The organism is Burkholderia savannae (assembly GCF_001524445.2).
Taxonomy (GTDB): domain Bacteria; phylum Pseudomonadota; class Gammaproteobacteria; order Burkholderiales; family Burkholderiaceae; genus Burkholderia; species Burkholderia savannae.
The window spans coordinates 1,795,997-1,814,283 of the sequence record NZ_CP013418.1 but is presented as its reverse complement, the minus strand read 5'-3'; the positions used below and the strand labels follow the sequence as shown (position 1 = coordinate 1,814,283).

15 protein-coding genes and 1 pseudogene are annotated in these 18,287 nt (G+C 69.0%); 8 read left to right on the top strand and 8 right to left on the bottom strand.

The window, feature by feature from the left end; translation table 11 throughout:
• The first annotated feature begins 46 nt into the window (after window positions 1–46).
• From WS78_RS29170 to WS78_RS29160, 3 genes are read left to right on the top strand one after another with little or no spacing between them, the layout of a single operon-like run.
• Window positions 47–1,483 (top strand): DUF1254 domain-containing protein, encoded by a 1,437-nt coding sequence (locus WS78_RS29170; RefSeq protein ID WP_059575534.1) that lies wholly within the window; start codon window positions 47–49, stop codon window positions 1,481–1,483.
• Entirely contained in the window at window positions 1,480–1,638 is a 159-nt protein-coding gene (locus WS78_RS37305) for a transcriptional regulator (RefSeq protein WP_161788684.1), read from the top strand. Before WS78_RS29170 ends, WS78_RS37305 begins: the two co-directional genes overlap by 4 nt.
• Window positions 1,638–5,630: a DUF748 domain-containing protein gene (locus tag WS78_RS29160; RefSeq protein WP_059575533.1), complete on the top strand. Its 3,993-nt coding sequence runs from the start codon at window positions 1,638–1,640 to the stop codon at window positions 5,628–5,630. Before WS78_RS37305 ends, WS78_RS29160 begins: the two co-directional genes overlap by 1 nt.
• 131 nt (window positions 5,631–5,761) lie before the next feature.
• Here the strand turns inward: WS78_RS29160 and WS78_RS29155 are convergent, their stop codons facing one another.
• The 4 genes from WS78_RS29155 to WS78_RS29135 all read right to left on the bottom strand — a co-directional run bounded on the left by WS78_RS29155 (window position 5,762) and on the right by WS78_RS29135 (window position 9,399).
• Window positions 5,762–5,983: a hypothetical protein gene (locus WS78_RS29155; RefSeq protein WP_038752168.1), complete on the bottom strand. Its 222-nt coding sequence runs from the start codon at window positions 5,981–5,983 to the stop codon at window positions 5,762–5,764.
• Window positions 5,984–6,244: 261 nt separating this feature from the next.
• Window positions 6,245–7,906: an alkaline phosphatase family protein gene (locus WS78_RS29150; protein ID WP_059575531.1), complete on the bottom strand. Its 1,662-nt coding sequence runs from the start codon at window positions 7,904–7,906 to the stop codon at window positions 6,245–6,247.
• Between the two features lie 685 nt (window positions 7,907–8,591).
• Window positions 8,592–8,981, bottom strand: coding sequence for a VOC family protein (locus tag WS78_RS29140; RefSeq protein ID WP_059575527.1), 390 nt, complete (start codon window positions 8,979–8,981; stop codon window positions 8,592–8,594).
• A 127-nt stretch (window positions 8,982–9,108) separates the two neighbouring features.
• Entirely contained in the window at window positions 9,109–9,399 is a 291-nt protein-coding gene (locus WS78_RS29135; protein WP_186448634.1) for a hypothetical protein, read from the bottom strand.
• Window positions 9,400–9,918: 519 nt separating this feature from the next.
• On the opposite strand from WS78_RS29135, the gene WS78_RS29125 reads away from it, so the two are divergent.
• From WS78_RS29125 to WS78_RS29115, 3 genes are all read left to right on the top strand, one after another.
• Complete coding sequence (locus WS78_RS29125; RefSeq protein ID WP_081989950.1) at window positions 9,919–10,989, top strand: phytoene/squalene synthase family protein; 1,071 nt, start codon at window positions 9,919–9,921, stop codon at window positions 10,987–10,989.
• Window positions 10,990–11,195: 206 nt separating this feature from the next.
• A complete protein-coding gene (locus WS78_RS29120; protein ID WP_226377252.1) occupies window positions 11,196–11,714 on the top strand; it encodes an ASCH domain-containing protein in 519 nt (172 codons plus the stop codon).
• Between the two features lie 309 nt (window positions 11,715–12,023).
• Window positions 12,024–12,218 carry a YqaE/Pmp3 family membrane protein gene (locus WS78_RS29115; protein WP_009914210.1) on the top strand — a complete coding sequence of 65 codons (195 nt, stop codon included), beginning with the start codon at window positions 12,024–12,026 and terminating at the stop codon, window positions 12,216–12,218.
• A gap of 390 nt (window positions 12,219–12,608) precedes the next feature.
• Here the strand turns inward: WS78_RS29115 and WS78_RS29105 are convergent, their stop codons facing one another.
• The 3 genes from WS78_RS29105 to WS78_RS29095 are packed head-to-tail and all read right to left on the bottom strand — an operon-like array spanning window position 12,609 to window position 15,206.
• Window positions 12,609–12,779 (bottom strand): hypothetical protein, encoded by a 171-nt coding sequence (locus tag WS78_RS29105; protein WP_162836177.1) that lies wholly within the window; start codon window positions 12,777–12,779, stop codon window positions 12,609–12,611.
• Window positions 12,751–13,758: a cytochrome d ubiquinol oxidase subunit II gene (gene cydB / locus WS78_RS29100; RefSeq protein ID WP_038752184.1), complete on the bottom strand. Its 1,008-nt coding sequence runs from the start codon at window positions 13,756–13,758 to the stop codon at window positions 12,751–12,753. The genes WS78_RS29105 and cydB overlap by 29 nt, the downstream gene beginning before the upstream one ends.
• Before the next feature lie 35 nt (window positions 13,759–13,793).
• Complete coding sequence (locus tag WS78_RS29095) at window positions 13,794–15,206, bottom strand: cytochrome ubiquinol oxidase subunit I (RefSeq protein WP_059575521.1); 1,413 nt, start codon at window positions 15,204–15,206, stop codon at window positions 13,794–13,796.
• Window positions 15,207–15,493: 287 nt separating this feature from the next.
• On the opposite strand from WS78_RS29095, the pseudogene WS78_RS29090 reads away from it, so the two are divergent.
• Together WS78_RS29090 and ltaE are read left to right on the top strand one after the other, a co-directional pair.
• Window positions 15,494–15,910 (top strand): annotated as a pseudogene (locus WS78_RS29090) (hypothetical protein); the annotation flags it as partial.
• A gap of 263 nt (window positions 15,911–16,173) precedes the next feature.
• Window positions 16,174–17,187, top strand: coding sequence for a low-specificity L-threonine aldolase (gene ltaE / locus WS78_RS29085; protein WP_038752190.1), 1,014 nt, complete (start codon window positions 16,174–16,176; stop codon window positions 17,185–17,187).
• Here the strand turns inward: ltaE and WS78_RS29080 are convergent.
• Window positions 17,156–18,127, bottom strand: a complete 972-nt coding sequence (locus WS78_RS29080; protein WP_038752193.1) for an HTH-type transcriptional regulator ArgP — start codon at window positions 18,125–18,127, stop codon at window positions 17,156–17,158. The genes ltaE and WS78_RS29080 overlap by 32 nt on opposite strands.
• Between the last annotated feature and the right edge of the window lie 160 nt (window positions 18,128–18,287).

The window sequence follows — 18,287 nt, the reverse complement described above, 5'->3', positions numbered from 1 at the left end:
GCCGATCAACACGCGCGGCCCTGCCGCGCGTTCGCCGTGCCACCGAATGACAACAAACCGACGAGAATCCGCTGTTTCTCTGCGGCGCGCTTGCGCGTCGCTTGCCGCGCTGGCGCTGCTCGCCGCCTGCACGTCGACGCCCGAGGCGATCCAGCGCAAGACGGGCTGGATGCGCAGCGAGGTCGCGGATTCCTATATCTACGCTTACCCGCTCGTGCTGATGGACGCCGCGAAGGAGGCCGCGACGGCCGACGGCGCGCCGGGCGGCACGCCCGTCAACACGCTGCGCCACGCGCAGGCGCAGCCCGCGCCGGGCTCGGCGAATCCGCCGCTCGCGAGCGTCGACCTGCTCGATTCGTCCGCCTGGCTCGACGTCGCCGACGAACCGGTCGTCGTCGTGCTGCCCGACACGCGCGGCCGCTATTTCGACGCCCGCGCGCTCGACATGTGGACCAACGTGCTGTGGTCGACCGGCCCGTCGGCGAATCCGCGCTCGGGCGTGAGCCGCGCGCGCGCGGTCGCGTTCGTCGGCGCCGGCTGGGAAGGCGCGCTGCCCGAAGGCGTCACGCGCGTCGACGTGCCCGCGCGCAACGCCTGGCTCGACGTGCGGATTCAGACGAGCGGCGGGCGCGATCTCACCGCCGTCAAGAAGCTGCAGCGCGCGATCCGCGTCGTGCCGCTGTCCGTCTACACGGGCGATGCGCGCGGCGCGTCGCGCGCGGTGCACGCGGGCGCGGCGTCCGCCGATCCGGCGTCGGAGGCCGCTTCGCCCGTTGCGCGGGTCGCGGCGCTCGATCCGCCCGCGTTCTTCTCGCGCGTCGCGCGCGCGTTGCAGGACAACCCGCCGCCCGCCGCCGACGCGCACGCGCAGGAAATCCTCGCCGACATCGGCGTGACGGCGGGCGCGCCCGTGCAATGGAAGGGCGACAAGCTGATCGGCGCGGAGAACGGCGCGGCCGAGGCGCGCGAGCGGCTCGCCGCGCTGCCGCCGAACGTGCTGGCCGCGAACGGCTGGAACTGGCTCGGCGACAGCGCCGGCCGCTACGGCCAGGACTACGCGCTGCGCGCGTACGCGGCGTCGACCCAATTCGGCGCGGCGACGCGCGACGACGAAACCGTCGCCGTCGTGAAGACCGACAGCGCGGGCCGGCCGCTCAACGGCGCGAATCGCTATGTGATCCGCTTCGCGCCGAACGCGTTGCCGCCCGCGCGCGCATTCTGGTCGCTCGCGCCGTACACGCCGGACGGCGCGCTGCCCGATCTCGGCCGCGCGCGCCGCTCGATCGGCGAGCGCGACCGGCTGCGCCGCAACCGCGACGGCTCGCTCGAGATCGTCGTGTCCGCGACGCCGCCCGGCAAGGGCTACGCGTCGAACTGGCTGCCCGCGCCGCGCGCCGATTTCGCGCTCGCGCTGCGGCTCTACGCGCCGAAGCGGCAAGCCGCCGACGGCACCTGGCAGCCGCCCGCCGTCGTTCGCAAGTGAACGTTCGCGCTCGCCGTCCGGTCATAAGGCCGGGCGCTGCGCGCGCCGACGCCCGTCTCCCACGCTGCGTCGCGAAAGGCGCAGCGCCTATACTGGCGAAAGCCGGACGCTCCCGTCCCGATTTCCTCGCTGCCGTTCCCACGGCGATTCAGTAATGGCATTCAACAAAGAAACCGTCCAATCGACCTTGCAGAAGCTCGGCGCGGCCGCCCGGTCGCGTCGCGCGAAGCGCGCCGGCATCGGCGTGCTGATTTTTCTCGCCGTGTTCGGGCTGCTGGGCTTCTTCGCGGCGCCGCCGCTGATCCGGCACGTCGCCGAGCAGCAACTGAGCCAGCAGCTCGACCGTCCCGCGACGATCGCGCGCATTGCATTCAATCCTTACACGCTGCGGCTCGAGGCCGACGGCGTCCATGTCGGCGAGCGCGGCGGGCAGGGCGATTTCGTCGACATCGGCAAGCTCGTCGTGCGCGCGTCGTGGTCCTCGCTCGCGCGCCTCGCGCCGATCGTCGACGAAGTGCGGCTCGATCAGCCGCGCCTGCGGATCGTTCGCTACGACGCGCAGCGCTTCAACTTCACCGATCTGGTCGACAAGTTCTCGAAGCCTTCGCCGCAGCCGTCGACGAAGCCGGCGCGCTTCTCGGTGTCGAACATCCAGGTCAACGACGGCCGCATCGATTTCGACGACCGGGTGCTGAACGCGAAGCACGTCGTCGACCAATGGTCGCTCGGCGTGCCGTTCATCGCGACGCTGCCGTCGAAGACCGGCATCTTCGTCGAGCCGAAGCTGCGCGCGCGCCTCGACGGCAGCCCGATCGCGCTCGACGGCAAGACGAAGCCGTTCGCGCAGTCGCGCGAATCGTCGATCAACCTGAAGTTCGACAGCCTCGACGTGCCGCGGCTGCTGTCCTATGCGCCGACGAAGCTGCCCGTCGACGTGCGCTCGGGCAAGCTGTCGAGCGACCTCGACGTCAATTTTTCGATGGCGGGCGAGACGCCGTCGCTGCGCGTGTCGGGCACGGTCGATCTGAACGACGCGCAGGTGACGAGCCCCGCGAACGAGCCGCTCTTCGCCGCGCATGCGGTGCACGTGGCGGCCGCGCAGCTCGAGCCGCTGCGCAACGTGCTGCATTTCGACGACATCCGGATCGATCAGCCGGTGGTGTCACTCGCGCGCGACAAGGCGGGCGCGCTGAACGTGATGAAGCTGGCGGGCGGCCCGGCGGGCGCGCCGGCCGCGGCGAGCGCCGCCGCGGCCTCGTCGTCGGCGGCTGCGGCAAAATCCGCGGCGGCATCGGCATCGGCATCGGCAGTGGCTTCAGTTTCAGCGGGGGCTTCAGCTTCGTCCGACCCGGCCGCTTCGGCGTCGTCCGCATCCGGCGCGGCTGCATCGGCCGCCGCGCCGGGTCCGGCCGCGCCGGGTCCGGCCGCGTCGAGCGCGGCGAGCGCCGACAAGGAAAAGGCGCAGCCGCTCGACCTGACGATCAAGCGCTTCGCGATCAACGACGGCCAGTTGAACCTGAACGACGCGTCGCTCGCGACGCCTGCCGCGATCTCGCTCACGCACGTCGCGACGACGCTCGCCGATTTCACGCTGGCGGGCAAGACGCCCGCGCGCTACACGCTTGCGACCGACGTCGCGAGCGGCGGCTCGCTGAAGGCCGAAGGCGCGTTCAGCCTCGCCGCGCGGCAGGCCGGCACGAAGCTCGTCGTCGACGCGCTCGCGCTGCCGGTGGTGCAGCCGTACCTCGCCGGCGCGACGTCCGCACGCGTGCTCGACGGCGCGCTCAGCACGTCGATCAACGCGAAGGCGGACTGGTCGAAGACGCCGCTCGACGCGCAGGTGAGCGACAGCGAGCTCGGCCTGAAGTCGCTGAAGATCGCGCTGCCGAACGCGAAGACGCCGGCCGTCGCGTTGCCCGAAGCCAGCGTGAAGGTGACGAAGATCGACCTGGCCGCGCGCACCGCCGAGATCGCGAGCGTCGACGCGACGGGCCTCGCGCTCGACGTCGCGCGCCTGCAGAACGGCCAGATCGATCTCGCGTCGCTCGCGGGCGAAAGCGGCAAGGCGGCGGGCGCGCGTGCCGCCGCGCGCGGCGCGCAGCCCGCCGCGCCCGCGTGGCGCTACCGGATCGACGAGCTGAACGTGAAGGACGCGAAGGCGAACTTCACCGACCGCTCGACGCCGCGCCCCGTGAAGCTCGCGTTCGCGCCGCTCGCGCTGAACGTCAAGCAGATCAGCGAGGACTTGTCGAAGCCGCTGCCCGTCAGGCTGACGACGACGCTGAACCGCAAGGGCTCGCTCGACGTGTCGGGCAACGTGACGGGCTCGCCGCTGAAGGTCGGCCTGAAGCTGAACGGCAACCGGCTCGACGCGGCCGCGTTCGAGCCGTACTTCGGCAGCATGCTGAACGCGACGGTCGCGAGCGCGCTCCTGAACGCGAAGGGCGATTTGAGCGTCGAGCAGGCGAAGCAGTCGATGAAGGCGTCGTATCGCGGCGACGCGGCGCTCGTCGACGTGCGGATGCTCGACAAGGTGACGTCCGATCCGTTCGCCGGCTGGCGCTCGCTCGCGCTCGCGAACCTGAAGGCGAACTACGACGACGTGCGCGGCACCGACGTCGAGGCGTCGCGCGTGACGTTCTCGAACTTTTACGGCCGCGTGCTGCTCGACGCGCAAGGCAAGCTGAACCTGCGCGAGGTCGTCGCGAAGGAAAGCGGGCCCGCGCAGTCGCTCACGCGCGACGCGAGCGGCAAGGAGCCGGTGCCGCTCACGCCGCAGGCGGCGCCGGAAGCGAAGGCGGCCGTCGCGGCGTCGGCGCTCGAGCCGGCGTCGGCGCCGATGCTCGCGTCGGCGGCCGCATCGGCGCCGGCCGCACCGGCCGCGGGCGCGTCGGCCGCCGCGGCAGCGCCCGCGTCGGGCACTGCCCTCGTGCGCGCGGCCGCGCCGCCGCAGCATCCGGTGCGGCTGCATTTCGGCCAACTGCTGTTGCAAAGCGGCCGCGTCACGTACACCGATAACTTCATCAAGCCGAACTACACGGCGAACCTCGTCGCGATCAAGGGCACGGTCGGCGCGTTCGGCACCGATTCGACGACGCCCGCGCCCGTCGACATCGCCGCGAATCTGGCGGCGAACGGCCCGATCACGATCAAGGGGACGGTGAATCCGCTGATCGAGAAGCCGGCGCTCGACCTGACCGCGACCGCGCACGACATCGAGCTGACCAACCTCACGCCGTACTCGGCGAAGTACGCGGGCTATCCGATCACGAAGGGCAAGCTGAACGTCGATCTGCACTACAAGCTCGACAACGATCAGCTGAGCGCGAACAACCACATCTTCATCGATCAGCTGACGTTCGGCGAGCACGTCGAGAACGACACGGCGACGAAGCTGCCCGTGCGGCTCGCGATCGCGCTCCTGAAGAACTCGCGCGGCGAGATCGACGTGAACGTTCCGGTGTCCGGATCGTTGTCGAACCCGGAGTTCAGCGTCGGCAGCCTGATCTGGCGCGCGGTGCTGAACCTGATCGCGAAGGCCGTCACGTCGCCGTTCACGCTGCTCGCGCACGCGTTCGGCGGCGACGGCGAGGAGCTCGGCTACGTCGAGTTCGAGCCGGGCCTGGCGACGCTGTCCGACGCGTCGCAGAAGAAGCTCGACACGATCTCGAAGATGCTCGCCGAGAAGCCCTCGATCCGCCTCGACCTGATCGGCCGCGTCGATCCGGACAAGGATCTGCCCGGCCTGCGCGCCGCGTACGTCGAGCGGCTCGTCAGGCAGCAGAAGCTGAGGGACGTGGTCGGCCAGGGCGAGAGCGTCGATCCGAGGGCGGTGAAGGTCGATCCCGCGGAATACACGAAGTACCTGACGAAGGCCTACAAGGCCGCCGACTTCAAGAAGCCGCGCAACATGATCGGCTTGACGAAGACGCTGCCCGACGACGACATGAAAAAGGCGCTCGCGGATCACGCGAGCGTCGACGATTCGAGCCTGCGCACGCTCGCGCAGGACCGCGCGGAGGCGGTTCGCCAGTATCTGGAGGGCAAGGTCGATTCGAGCCGGATGTTCATCGTCGCACCGAAGCTCGACGCGAGGGGCATCGAGGACAAGGGGGCGACGACGCGCGTCGATTTCGGCCTGAAGTGACGGCGCGCGACGCCGGCGCGATGCGCGCGGGCGGCGTCGATTCGACGAAGGCGGTGCGGCTCGGTGCGCGCCGCCTTTTTTTGTTGTCGCCGTGCTCGCGCGCGGCCCTCGCGCGCGGCGGGCGCGCCGCGTCAGCGCGTCGCCGCGACCGGATCTCGCTTGTCGCGCTCCTTGCGCGCGGCGAGCGGAATGCGCGGATCGTCCCATTCGGTCAGCCACTCGACTTCCTTCGCGGTGAACACCTGACCGTAGTTGCGCAGCGTGTACTGCAGCGCGTCGATGATGTGATGACGAATGATCTCGGGCGTGCGCGCGTCGTCGAGCACGCATCGGAAGGCTTCCAGCGTGGCCATCGTGATGCTCCGGATAAGGACGATCTTCTTATCGCATGACAATAGTCCGCAGCCAACCTCGAAAAAAAATCGCCCGGCGGGCCGGACGTGCGGGCGTCGCGGCGGGCGTCGGGCGGCAAGCCGCCGCAGTGGGCGGGCGGCGGACGCGCTGATGTGCGCAGCGCGGTGTTCGGATTAAACGGAACCGGGTGGTTTTCGGATCGGGCGGGCGCGCCGGCCGCCTGCGGCGGCGGCCGGCGCGCCCGCGCCGCTTCCGCGCTGTCAGCGATCGAGGCCGAGGCCCGGCAGCACGCGCGTGCCTTCGAGCGCGACCGCGTGCAGCAGGCGCGGCTCGAGGCCGAGCGAGCGCAGGATCGTCGGCGCGACTTGCGTCGTCAGCACCGGCGCGTCGATCGTGCGGCCCTGATGGAAACCCGCGTACGACACGACGAGGCCGAGATGGCTGTCGTCCGGCGCGTTGCCGCCGTGCTCTTCATCCTTCTTCTTGCTCGACGTGTAGATCACGCCCGGGTTCGGTTGCACGACGATGTCGGGCGTGCGGCCCTGCGCCGGATTGCCGAAGCGCTCGGCGACGCTCGCGCCGGACAGGATGTACGCTTGCGGGCCGTCCGCGCAGATCCCCGGCGCGTTGCAGCCGAGGTTCGCCTTCAGCTTCGCGACGACCGCGTTCAACTGGCTCTGGTCGCGCAGCCAGACGAGGCCGACGTCGTCGGTCTGCACGAAGCCCGTTCCGACGAGGCCCGTGCCGTCGTTCAGGTTGCCCGACGCCGTGTTGTTCTGGCCGAAGTTGCCGTTCGGGTCGAGGAAGTTGTTCGCCTCGAGGAGCGCCGTCAGCGTGTCGCCGTTCTTCACGAGCTTCGTGTGATCGGCCGGCGACTGGCCGTGCTTCGCGGTGACGATCACGACGGTCGAATCGTACAGGCCGCGCTGCTTGAGCTCGGAGACGATGCGGCCGAGCGAGCCGTCGACGTACGCGATCGCGTTCGCGACATCCGGCCCCGGCGTGAAGCTCGCGTCGAGATAGCCGCCGCCCGATGCGACGGTCGCCTTCTGCGCGACCGACAGCGTCTGGAAGTTCGTGCCGAACACGGTCGGCACGGGCGCGGCCGCGGTGCCCGTGGAGTTCTTGCCGTCGATCTGGTTGACGATCGCCTGCACGTGATAGTTGTCGAACTTCTCGGTGTGCGTGTAGATGTCGGTGTAGTTGCTGTTCGTCGCCGGATCGATCGAGTTGATCTCGGTGCGCGCGAGGTCGTCGACGCCCTTGCCCGACGGGCCGTTCACCCAGTCGTAGCCCCACGCGTGCTTGTCCGCCCAAGCGGTGTGCGAGCCGCGGATGTGCTCCTTGACGACTTCGAACAGCGTGTTCGTCTTCACGTAATTGTGCGGGTAGACGCTCACGCACTGGCCGTTCACGCGCGCATGCGGGATCGCCTGCGGGTTGAATGCGCCGCCGCCGTCGAGATGCGTGAGCGCGCCGCCGTTCTGCGCGTCGATGCCGGTGGTCTCGTCGAACACGACGTTCCAGCCTTGCTTGCCCGAGCACGTCGTATCCGACGGCGCGTACAGCGTGCGGTCGTACGACACGTCGTAGAAGAGGCCCGCGCTCTTCGGCGAGCCGCCCGTCACGAGCGCGGCGAGGCCCGGGAACGAATCCGACAGGCCCGGCGTGTGCGCGTTCGTGTACGTGACGCCCGATTTCGCGAGCAGCGCGAGGTTCGGGCACGTGTTCGCGCCGACGCAGCGCGCGAGGTCCTGCTCGTGCAGGCCGTCGACGCTGACGAGCAGCACGTGCTTCGCGTCGAGAGGGCGGCGATCGTGATCACGATCCTGCGCGGTGGCGGCCGAAGCCGCGCTCGCGAACGCGAGCGCGCCGGCGCCGAGCCACGCGCCGATTTCGAAGGACTTACTGTTGAGTTTCATCGTTGACCTCGTCGTTAGGACTGGCATACCCACACCCGGGGCTGCAATCTGCACGCGGATTGCGAACGTGTCGTGACGCGCCGCTTTCGTTTGTCTGTCGACGCGCGGCACGACGCGCGGCGCAAGCGAGACGGGCAGGGCGGCGAAGTTGTGAGAATTTGTTTCCGGGCGGGCGGCGCATCGGCGGCCGGGAGGGCGTTCGGGATCGGTGCAATGGGGCGCGGCGGCGCATTCGAGCGCGCGGGCCGATGTGCTCGGGGAGATCGCGTCGCGCACGCCCGCTCTTTGCGACGAGCGGGCCGCCGTTCAGCGCCCGACGGATGCGGCTCGCGCCGGGCGTCGTCAGGGATCGGACGAACGATCGATTGCGAAGGATGCTTGATCGATCGCGGCGGATGCGCCGCGACGCATGCGAAACTTCGTGTCGCGAGGCGCTTTCGGCGCGTTGTTCGTCGAGGTCATTGCATCGGGGCCGATCGGGAATCCGCGGCATTGCGGCGAAGCGGCGCGCGGCCGGCGCATCCGTCGCAGACGGAGAACGGCGAACTATGTCACCGGGATGGATGCGTGCGCAACGATCGCATGTCGCGCGTCGCGCCTGTTGCGCCGATGTCGCGCAGCATGATGCCCGGCGCACCGCACGACGCAACGCGCGCCGCGCGCAAACGCGATCGCGCGCGAGCGCTCAGCTCGGCTGCGAGTTCTGCAGGACGATCCGGTAGCCGTCCGGATCTTCAAACGTCACGCCTTCGCGATCCCAGTACGGATTTTCCGGGGGGAGCGGCACGGCGCCGTATGCACGCATGCGCTCGACGGCCTCGGTCCATGCGCCGCGATCGGGCAGATAGAAGACGAGCAGATGCTCGGCGGTCGGTGCGCGCGCAACCGTCACGCCATGCTGATGCGTGAATTCGATTTGCCACGGATAGCCGGCGCGGCCGACGATCGCGCCGTCGAAGCCTTCGTGATTCTCGAAGCGGGCGACGACGTCGAAGCCGAGCGCCTTTGTGTAGAAGCGGACGAGCGAGTCGATGTCGTTGGTCGGTCGGGCAACGCGCAGGACGGGTGGATTCATCACGGCACTCCTGTATTAGAGGATTCGACGAGAGCAAGGATGCGGAGCTGCGTTTTCAGCATAGGTCGAAAATGCGCCGCGGGCCCTGCATGACGTCACCGTGCGCGTCGCGCGACGCTCGCGGCGTTTACTTCGCGGTTTCGTCGAGGCCGCGCTGCAACAGTTCGGTCAACAATCCGGTCATCCCGTCCGGATGCGCTGCGGCCCGCTCGTTCAGGTGCGCGACGAGTTCGATGTTGAGCTTGCAGGCGAACGGCACCAGGCCCTGCGCCAGTTCGAGCCTGCGCCGCTCGCGGCGGTCGGGCGCGGCTTCGGAGCTCTTGCCGAAGCGCGCGGATGTCGACTGCTTCATCGCGTGCGTCAGCTTCAACGCCTTGTTTTTTTCGAGATCGGTTTTCTTCATGGCCATTGCGTTCACCTCTTGCGGGAAAGGATGCGATTGTACGCATTGCCGCGCGGCGCGGATATCGATTGCGGCCTCGTCGGGAGCTGCGTTGAGCGGATGCCGCGTGCGATGCGGCGGCGCGCTCCGGGCGCGGATGGGTGGCCTCGGGGTGGCGGCTCCGGTGCGTTCTTGCAGACGGGCGCGCGCGGCGTTGTGCGGGAACGTCGTTGCGACGATGGGCGCTGCGGCCTATCCTTCGCGTCGCTGCCGGAATTCGTTTCCGACAGTCGAACGCCCGCGACTCTGAGTTCGTCTGCGGCGAGCCGCGAGCCGCGAGCCGCGAACCGCGAACCACGGACTGAGAACCGAGAACCGAGAACCGAGAACCGAGAACCGCAATCGGCGAACCGCAAGCGCTGAGCCGCGCGCCGCGCGCCGCGCGCCGTAATCCGTGAGCCACGCACCGCGCGCCGATCGGCACGCACCGCCCGCTGTCCGCGAATCGCCCGGCGAGCCACGCGCGTTTGCCGATACAATGCGGCAGCAAATCGTATGACCGACCTGATCCGATCCATGGGCAATCCCTCCCGGGCCTTTCTGCTGGGCCCTCTGCTGAAGGGCGTCTCGCGCTCCTTCTATCTGACGTTGCGCGTGCTGCCGGAAGGCATGCGCGACCCGATCGGCCTCGCGTACCTGCTCGCGCGCGCGGCCGACACGATCGCCGACACGTCGCTGATCCCGCCCGCGCAGCGGCTCGAACTGCTGCTGTCGCTGCGCGCGCAGGTGAACGGCACGCCCGATCCGGGCGCGCTCGCGCGGATCGCGGGCGAAGTCGCGGGGCAGCAGATGCAGTCGGACGAGAAGACGCTGCTCGAATCGCTCGGCCCCGCGCTCGCGGTGCTGTCGCAACTGAGCGCGCCTGATCGCGACGCGGTGCGCGGCGTCGTGACGACGCTCACCGAAGGGATGGAGTTCGATCTGTGCACGTTCCCGGACGAATCGTCGGGGCGGATCGCCGCGCTGCGCGAATGGCCGGAGCTCGATCGCTACACGTATCTCGTCGCCGGCTGCGTCGGCGAGTTCTGGACGAAGATGACGTGCGCGCATTTGCCCGGCCTGCTGACCGAGCGCGAGGACACGATGGCCGCGCGCGGAATCCGCTTCGGCAAGGCGCTGCAGATGACCAACGTGCTGCGCGATTGCGGGAAGGATCTGCGGATCGGCCGCTGCTACCTGCCGCAGGCGATGCTCGACGAATACGGTTTGCGCGCGGGCGATCTGCTGCGGCCGGACGCGTCGCTGCGCGCGCGGGCGCTGATGCATGCGCTCGTGCGCAGGGCGCTCGAGCATTTTCGCGCGGGCATCGATTACACGTTCGCGATTCCGCGCCGCGCGCCGCGCTTGCGGCTCGCCTGCCTGTGGCCGATCGTGATCGGGCTGAAGACGCTGGCGCTGCTCGCGTCGAACGATGCGTGGCTCGATCCGGCGCGCGCGTCGAAGGTGCGGCGCGGCGATGTCTACCGGATCATCGCGTATTCGCTGCCGCTCGCGATGTCGAACGGGGCGCTGCGTGCGTGGCTCGACCGGCTGGTCGCGGATGTCGAGGCGCGGCTCGTGGCGTGAGGGCCGGCGCTCGCGCGAGCGCGTCCATGCTCGCGCTTCGCATCGCGCAACGAGAAAGAAGAGGGGGCGCGTGTTGCCGATTTTCAGCGTTCCGCAGCGGGTCTTGCTCGTTGCCCCGTCGCCTCGTTGCCCCGTCGCAGCTTGCCCGGTCCGTCCGCCGAACGTCGGTTCAACGCTCAGGCCCGGACATTCGTTTCGCACCTGTCATGCAATCGCATGCGATTCATGACGCCACATCGCGTCTCGCCTCATTCATGCCCGATACGCCCGCACTGCCCGAGTTGATTGCAGCGTTAAGCGAACGCGGAATCGACTTGTCCGGAGCCAACGTTCGAAATGGCGGCTATGGCGACTCGGAGGAGTCGTCCGCCATGCTCATTGCATTGATAGCGGCTAGGGTGAAGCGCTGCACGTCCAGCCTGCTGTGGTCGTGGGAATTTGACGGCGAACGCCTGCCGTGGGAAGGGGACATCGAAATCGTTCTGGATTTTCGCAATCGTCCCGTTCTGCTGCTACGGACGACGAAAGTCGAGATCGTGCCGTTCGAGAAAGTCTCCGGCGAGTTCGCGGCGGCAGAAGGAGAAGGCGACCGCTCGCTCGAATGCTGGCGCGTGGAGCACTGGCGGTTCTTCGGCAAGGAGTGTGAGCGCATAGGGCGGCAGCCTGTCGCGTCAATGCCGCTCGTTTGCGAGACATTCGATGTGATCGCCGATTTGGGGCGATAAGCGCGATTCGATTGCCGCGGGCCCGCAGGCAGACATGCGCCGGGTGGTTTCCATGGATCGTCGTTTCCGGCCGAACACGGGCGATTTGCCCCGTGTCCTCGCGCCGATCCGCGATGCGCCCTTTTAAGGACCGTTTAATTCCGAGTCTGCTATAACGATCGCGCGGCGGCCTCGCACGCTGGGCGGCCGCGCGAACGGCGGGCGATTCGGCGAACCGCGTTGCGCGTGCGACTTGAAATCCGGCGCCGAATCGCCACCTATGCGCCGATCGACTTCGATCATCGGCAATCCGACCAAGAGGAAATCACGATGCGTCTTCTGCTCGCCTTGCTGCTGCCCTGGCTGCAGTTCTTCACGATCGGCCGCCCGTTCGCGGGCATCATCTGCCTGATCCTGCAAATCACGTTGATCGGCTGGCTGCCCGCCGCGATCTGGTCGGTGTACGCGCTCAGCCAGTACAAGACCGACAAGAAGATCGAGGAGGCGCTCGGCCGGCGTTCGTGATCGCGCGGCGTGCGCGTTTTCGCGCATTGTCGCGAGGCGGAGTGCATAGCTTGGACAGCCGATAGGGCGGACGCGGCGCGCAATTTTCCGGCGCGTCGCGCCCGCCGCATCGTCATGTCACGGCTTCGATCGTCGATTGCACCGACGTTGCGCGATATGGTCGTCGCGGCGCATCGCGCGGCGGCGCGTTTATCGCGCGCTTATCGCGGCGGCATCGTTGTGGAAGCGCTTTGCATGGCGTCACCGCGTTGCATTGAGGCGCGGTGCGGCGGCGACGCATCACGGCAAGCATCGCCGCCGCGCTGCCTCGCAGCCCGAACGAGCCGCACGATGCACGATGCCCGACGCCCGACGCCGCATCGCGCGGCGTCCTCTCATTTCCGCTCCCGCTCACTTCACGGCGAACAGCGTCGCATACATGAACAGCTTGAACGCATAACCGAGCGTCACCGCGCCGGCGACGCCGCCCATCCACAGCAGTCCGAACCACATCCAGCCCGGCAGCCGCGTGCCGCGCGCGGCGGCGTGCGCTTCAGTGGTGGTAGTAATGCTGGTCTTCATGGCGCACCTTTCCACGGAACACCCAATAACCCATCGTCGTGTACGCGAGGATGATCGGGATGATGACGGCCGCGCCGATCAGCGTGAACATCTGGCTCGAGCGCGGCGCGGCGGCTTCCCACAGCGTCACGCTTTGCGGAATCGCATACGGCCACAAGCTCACGAGCAGACCGACGTAGCCGAGGAACACGAGCGCGAGCGCGAGCACGAACGGCACGGTGTCGTGGCGCTCGCGCACCGCGCGGCGCATCAGCACCGCGCAGCCGGCGACGAGGAACGGCACCGGCAGCAGGCGCCAGAACAGGCCCGACGCGAACCAGCGCTGCGCGATGCTCGGGTCCTGCAGCGGCGTCCACAGGCTCACGACCGCGATGAAGCCGAGCAGCACGACGGTGAGCGGCCACACGACGCGATGCAGGCGGCGCTGCAGATCGCCTTCCGTCTTCGCGACGAGCCAGCAACAGCCGAGCAGCGCATAGGTTGCGATGAGGCCCAAGCCCGTCAGCAGGCTGAACGGCGTGAGCCAGCCGAACGCGTCGCCGGCAAAGCGGCCGCCGTCGACCGGAATGCCCTGCAGGAACGCGCCGAGCGCCACGCCCTGGAAGAACGTCGCGCCCGTCGAGCCGCCGATGAACGCGAGATCCCACAGGTGCTTCGTGCGGCGCGCCTTCGCGCGGATCTCGAACGACACGCCGCGAAAGATCAGGCACACGAGCATGAACACGAGCGGCAGATAAAGCGCCGAGAGCACGGTCGAATAGACGATCGGGAACACCGCGAAGAGCCCCGCGCCGCCGAGCACGAGCCACGTCTCGTTGCCGTCCCACACGGGCGCGACGGTGTTCATCATCAGGTCCCGCTCCTTTTCGGCGGGAAAGAACGGAAACACGATGCCGATGCCCAGATCGAAGCCGTCGAGCACGACGTACATGAACAGGCCGAGTGCGATGATCGCGGCCCAGATTACGGTGACATCCATTTGCTAACCTCGCTTGGCTTTTTGGCGCGCCGGCTTCACGCGGCGTCGATCAACTGGTTCGCGGCCGACAGCGGGCGGCGGGCGGTGCGGTCGGCTCGCGCGTCGTGCGCGTCGTCGGGCGTGTCGCCCGGCAGCGCGGGGCCCTTCTTCATCAGCTTCAGCATGTAGTACGCGCCCGTGCCGAACACGAGGAAGTAGACGACGACGAACGTCATCAGCGATACGCTGACCTGCTGCGTCGACAGCGGCGACACCGCGTGCGACGTGCGCATCACGCCGTACACGACCCACGGCTGGCGGCCCACTTCGGTCGTCACCCAGCCGGCGAGCAGCGAGACGAAGCCCGTCGGGCCCATCGCGAGCGCGAACTGGTGGAACCATTTCGCTTCGTAGAGGCGCCCGCGCCGGCGCAGCAGCCACGCGGCGGCGGCGAGGCCGATCATCGCGAAGCCGAGCCCGACCATCACGCGGAAGCTCCAGAACACGACGGTCGAATTCGGGCGATCCTCGGGCGGGAACGACTTCAGCCCGCGGATCTCGCCGTCCCAGCTATGCGTGAGGATCAGGCTGCCGAGGTGCGGGATCGACACCGCGTAGCGCGTCGTTTCCGCCTTCATGTCGGGGATGCCGAACAGGTTCAATGCGGTGCCGCCCTGCTCGGTTTCCCACAGGCCCTCGATCGCGGCGAGCTTCGCGGGCTGGTGGTGGAGCGTGTTGATGCCGTGCTGGTCGCCGATCACGGCCTGCAGCGGCGCGAGCACGAGCAAGAGCCACAGCGACATCGAGAACATCTTCTTCACGGCCTTGTCGCGGCGGCCCTTCAGCAGGTGCCACGCGGCCGTCGCGGCGACGACGAGCGCGGCGACGATGAACGCCGCGAGCGCCATGTGCGCGAGCCGGTACGGAAACGACGGGTTGAAGATGATCGCGAACCAGTCGGTCGGCACGACCTGGCCGTCGACGATCTCGAAGCCCTGCGGCGTCTGCATCCAGCTGTTCGACGCGAGAATCCAGAACGTCGAGATGATCGTGCCGATCGCGACCATCAGCGTCGCGCCGAAGTGCGCGCGCGGGCTCACGCGGTTCCAGCCGAACAGCATGATGCCGAGGAAGCCCGCTTCGAGGAAGAATGCGGTCATCACTTCGTACATCAGCAGCGGACCGGTGACGGAGCCGGCGAAGCTCGAGAAGCCGGACCAGTTCGTGCCGAACTGATAGGCCATCACGACGCCGGACACGACGCCCATGCCGAACGCGACGGCGAAGATCTTCGACCAGAAGAGGCAAAGGTTTTTGTAGTACGCCTTGCCGGTCTTGAGCCATCGGTATTCGAGCACGGCGATGAAGCTCGCGAGCCCGATGCTCAGCGCGGGAAAGACGATATGGAAGGAGACGGTGAATGCGAACTGCACGCGGGCCAGATCGAGGGCCGAAATAGCGGTTTCCATGCGGGTAGACCGAAGCTGACGACACCCGCCGGCGGGGCTGCCGGCGGCCCCTGCGCCGCGCGTGCAAGGCCGCGGCTGAAGAGTCGGTTCGGAGTATGGCGCTGCATGTTGCGGTGCGAAATGCGCCAACTCGTCGCAGATGTCCAGCGCCGCCGCGCGGTTGGTCGACTTAAATCATTGATTGGTATCAAGTTTGAAGCGCTTTTGTGTGATAGCGCGGGGCGCGTCGGGTTGACGCGCCTGCGGCAATTGACCGCGCTGCGATTGCGCGGCCGGCGCGGCGCGAGCGCGCCGACGGCGCGAACTGCCGGCAGTTCGCGTTCGGGCAGGTGGGCGGCGTGAGCGCGAACCAGGCGTCGACGGCGAGCGCGCTCGGCAGCGCGGCGGTCGGCACGGCGCTCGGCGCGGCGGCGGGCGCGGCGTTCAACGGCGGGCGCGGCGCGGCGCTCGGCGCGGGAGCCGGCCTTCTCGCGGGCGGCGTGGTTGGCGCGGGCACCGCGCAGGGCTCGGCGTACGAAGTGCAGCGCCGCTACGACTATGCGTACATGCAATGCATGTACGCGGCGGGCGACCGCGTGCCGGTGCCGGGCGGCGCGCGGCGCGGCGGTTATGGCTACGGAGGCTACGGAGGCGGCGGCTACGCGCCGGACGCGCCGCCGCCGCCGCCCGGCATGCCGCCGCCACCGCCGCCGGGTGCGTACTGAGCGGCGTGCGGCGGGATCTGAGCGGCTCCGGCCGTCGGCATGCGCTGCCTGCCGGAGGTCGCGCCGGGCGCGGCGGCGCCACGGCTCGGCGGGCGAGAAGGCCGGCTCTCGCGCCGACCTCGCCGCGCCGGTCGTTCGTTCGCCGCACGCCGTTTCGCGCCGCCGCGCTCAGCGGCGCGCGGACGATTTGCGTACACTCGGAGTATCGCATCGCCGCGCGCGAGCGCCGGCGCTTCTTCGACGAGACTCCGACGGGAACCCAGATGATCGATTTACGCAGCGATACCGTGACGCGCCCGAGCGCGCCGATGCTGGCCGCGATGACGGCCGCCGAAGTGGGCGACGACGTGTGGGGCGACGATCCGACCGTCGCGCGTCTGCAGGCCGCCGTCGCGGAGCGCGCGGGCAAGGAGGCGGCGCTGTTCTTTCCGAGCGGCACGCAGAGCAATCTCGCCGCGCTGATGTCGCATTGCGAGCGCGGCGACGAGTACATCGTCGGCCAGGCCGCGCACACGTACAAGTACGAAGGCGGCGGCGCGGCGGTGCTCGGCAGCATCCAGCCGCAGCCGATCGAGAACGCCGCTGACGGCACGCTGCCGCTCGAGAAGATCGCGGCCGCGATCAAGCCGATCGACGATCACTTCGCCCGCTCGCGCCTCTTCGCGCTCGAGAACACGATCGGCGGCAAGGTGTTGCCCGCGGGCTACGTCGACGAAGCGGTCGCGCTCGCGCGCAGCCGCGGGCTCTCGACGCATCTCGACGGCGCGCGCGTGTGCAACGCGGCCGTCGCGTCGGGCCGCCCGATCGCCGAGCTGTGCGCGCCGTTCGATTCGATTTCGATCTGCTTTTCGAAGGGGCTCGGCGCGCCGGTCGGCTCGGTGCTCGTCGGCAGCCGCGCGCTGATCGACCGCGCGCACCGCTGGCGCAAGGTGCTCGGCGGCGGCATGCGGCAGGCGGGTGTGCTCGCGGCCGCGTGCCTGTATGCGCTCGAGCACAACGTCGAGCGCCTCGCCGACGATCACGCGAACGCCGAGCGCCTCGCGCAGGGGCTCGCGCGGATCGAGCCGGTGAAGGTGCTGTCGCAGGCGACGAACATGGTGTTCGCGCAGATCCCCGAGGCCGATTGCGCGCCGCTCGAAGCGTGGCTGAAGGAGCGCGGCATCCTCACGCAGATGCTGTATTCGTCGCGCTTCGTCACGCACTGCGACGTGTCGCGCGACGACATCGACACGGCCGTCGCCGCGATCAGCGCGTACTTCGCGCGTTCGCGCGCCTGACGGACGCGGGCCGCGCGGTCGCGGCGGCCGTCGCCCCGGCGGCGTGCGGCGGCGCGAGCAGTTGCCGCGCGGCCTCGACGACCCGCGACGACAGCGATTCCATCTTCGGCGACTGCACCGTCCACGCGTGCCAGTACAGCGACACGTCGGTCGAATGCGCGGGCGCGAGATCGACGAGCCCTTGCTCGGCGGGCGAGCCGGGGCCGAGCAGCAGCTCGGGCACCATCGCATAGCCGAGCCCGTGCCGCACGGCCGCGAAGTGCGCGTGCGTGCCCGGCACGTAATGGCACGGAAACGCGCCGTCCGGCAGGCCGAGCTTGTCCCTCAGAAACGACGACTGCAGCGTGTCGCGCCGGCCGTGCGCGACGACGGGCGCGTCGCGCGCGCTCTCGCGCGTCAGGCCGTGCGGAAACCAGCGCGCGGCGAATTCCCGCGCGGCGATCAGCCGGTAGCGCATCGTGCCGAGCGGCTTCGCGAAGCAGCCGCGCATCGGCTTGCTCTGCGTCGTCACGCAGCCGATCGCCATCCCGCTTTCGAGCAGCGCGAACGTGTGATCCTGATCCTCGACGATCAGCTCGAACAGCATCCGCTCGCCCGCGAGCACCGACGTCAGCGCGGGCAGGAACCACGACCCGAGGCTGTCCGAATTGAGCGCGATCGCAACCGCGATCGTCGAGCCGCGCTCCGCGTCGAGATCGGCCTGCAGATCCGCCTGCAACAGCGCCATGCGGCGCAGGTGCTGCAGCACGCGCTGGCCGGCGGCCGTCGGCCGGCACGGCCGCGTGCGCAGCAGGAGCGGCGCGCCGAGGCTCGTCTCGAGCGCGCGCACGCGCTGCGTGACGGCCGACGCGGTCACGTGCAGCCGGGCCGCCGCCTGCTCGAAGCTGCCGGTATCGGCAACGGCGACGAGCGCCGCCGCCTGTTTCGGATCGATCGTCATCTATGAATCGCGTTGCGCCGGCGAAACCGGCTTCCTAAATAAAATTTAGCGTAATCAACTTAAGCTAAATATTGTACCGATGTCTGTGTCCTCCCCGGACAATGCGCGCGTGCGCATCGTGCACTGCAACATTCGCACGACGCCGCACGCCGCATCTGCA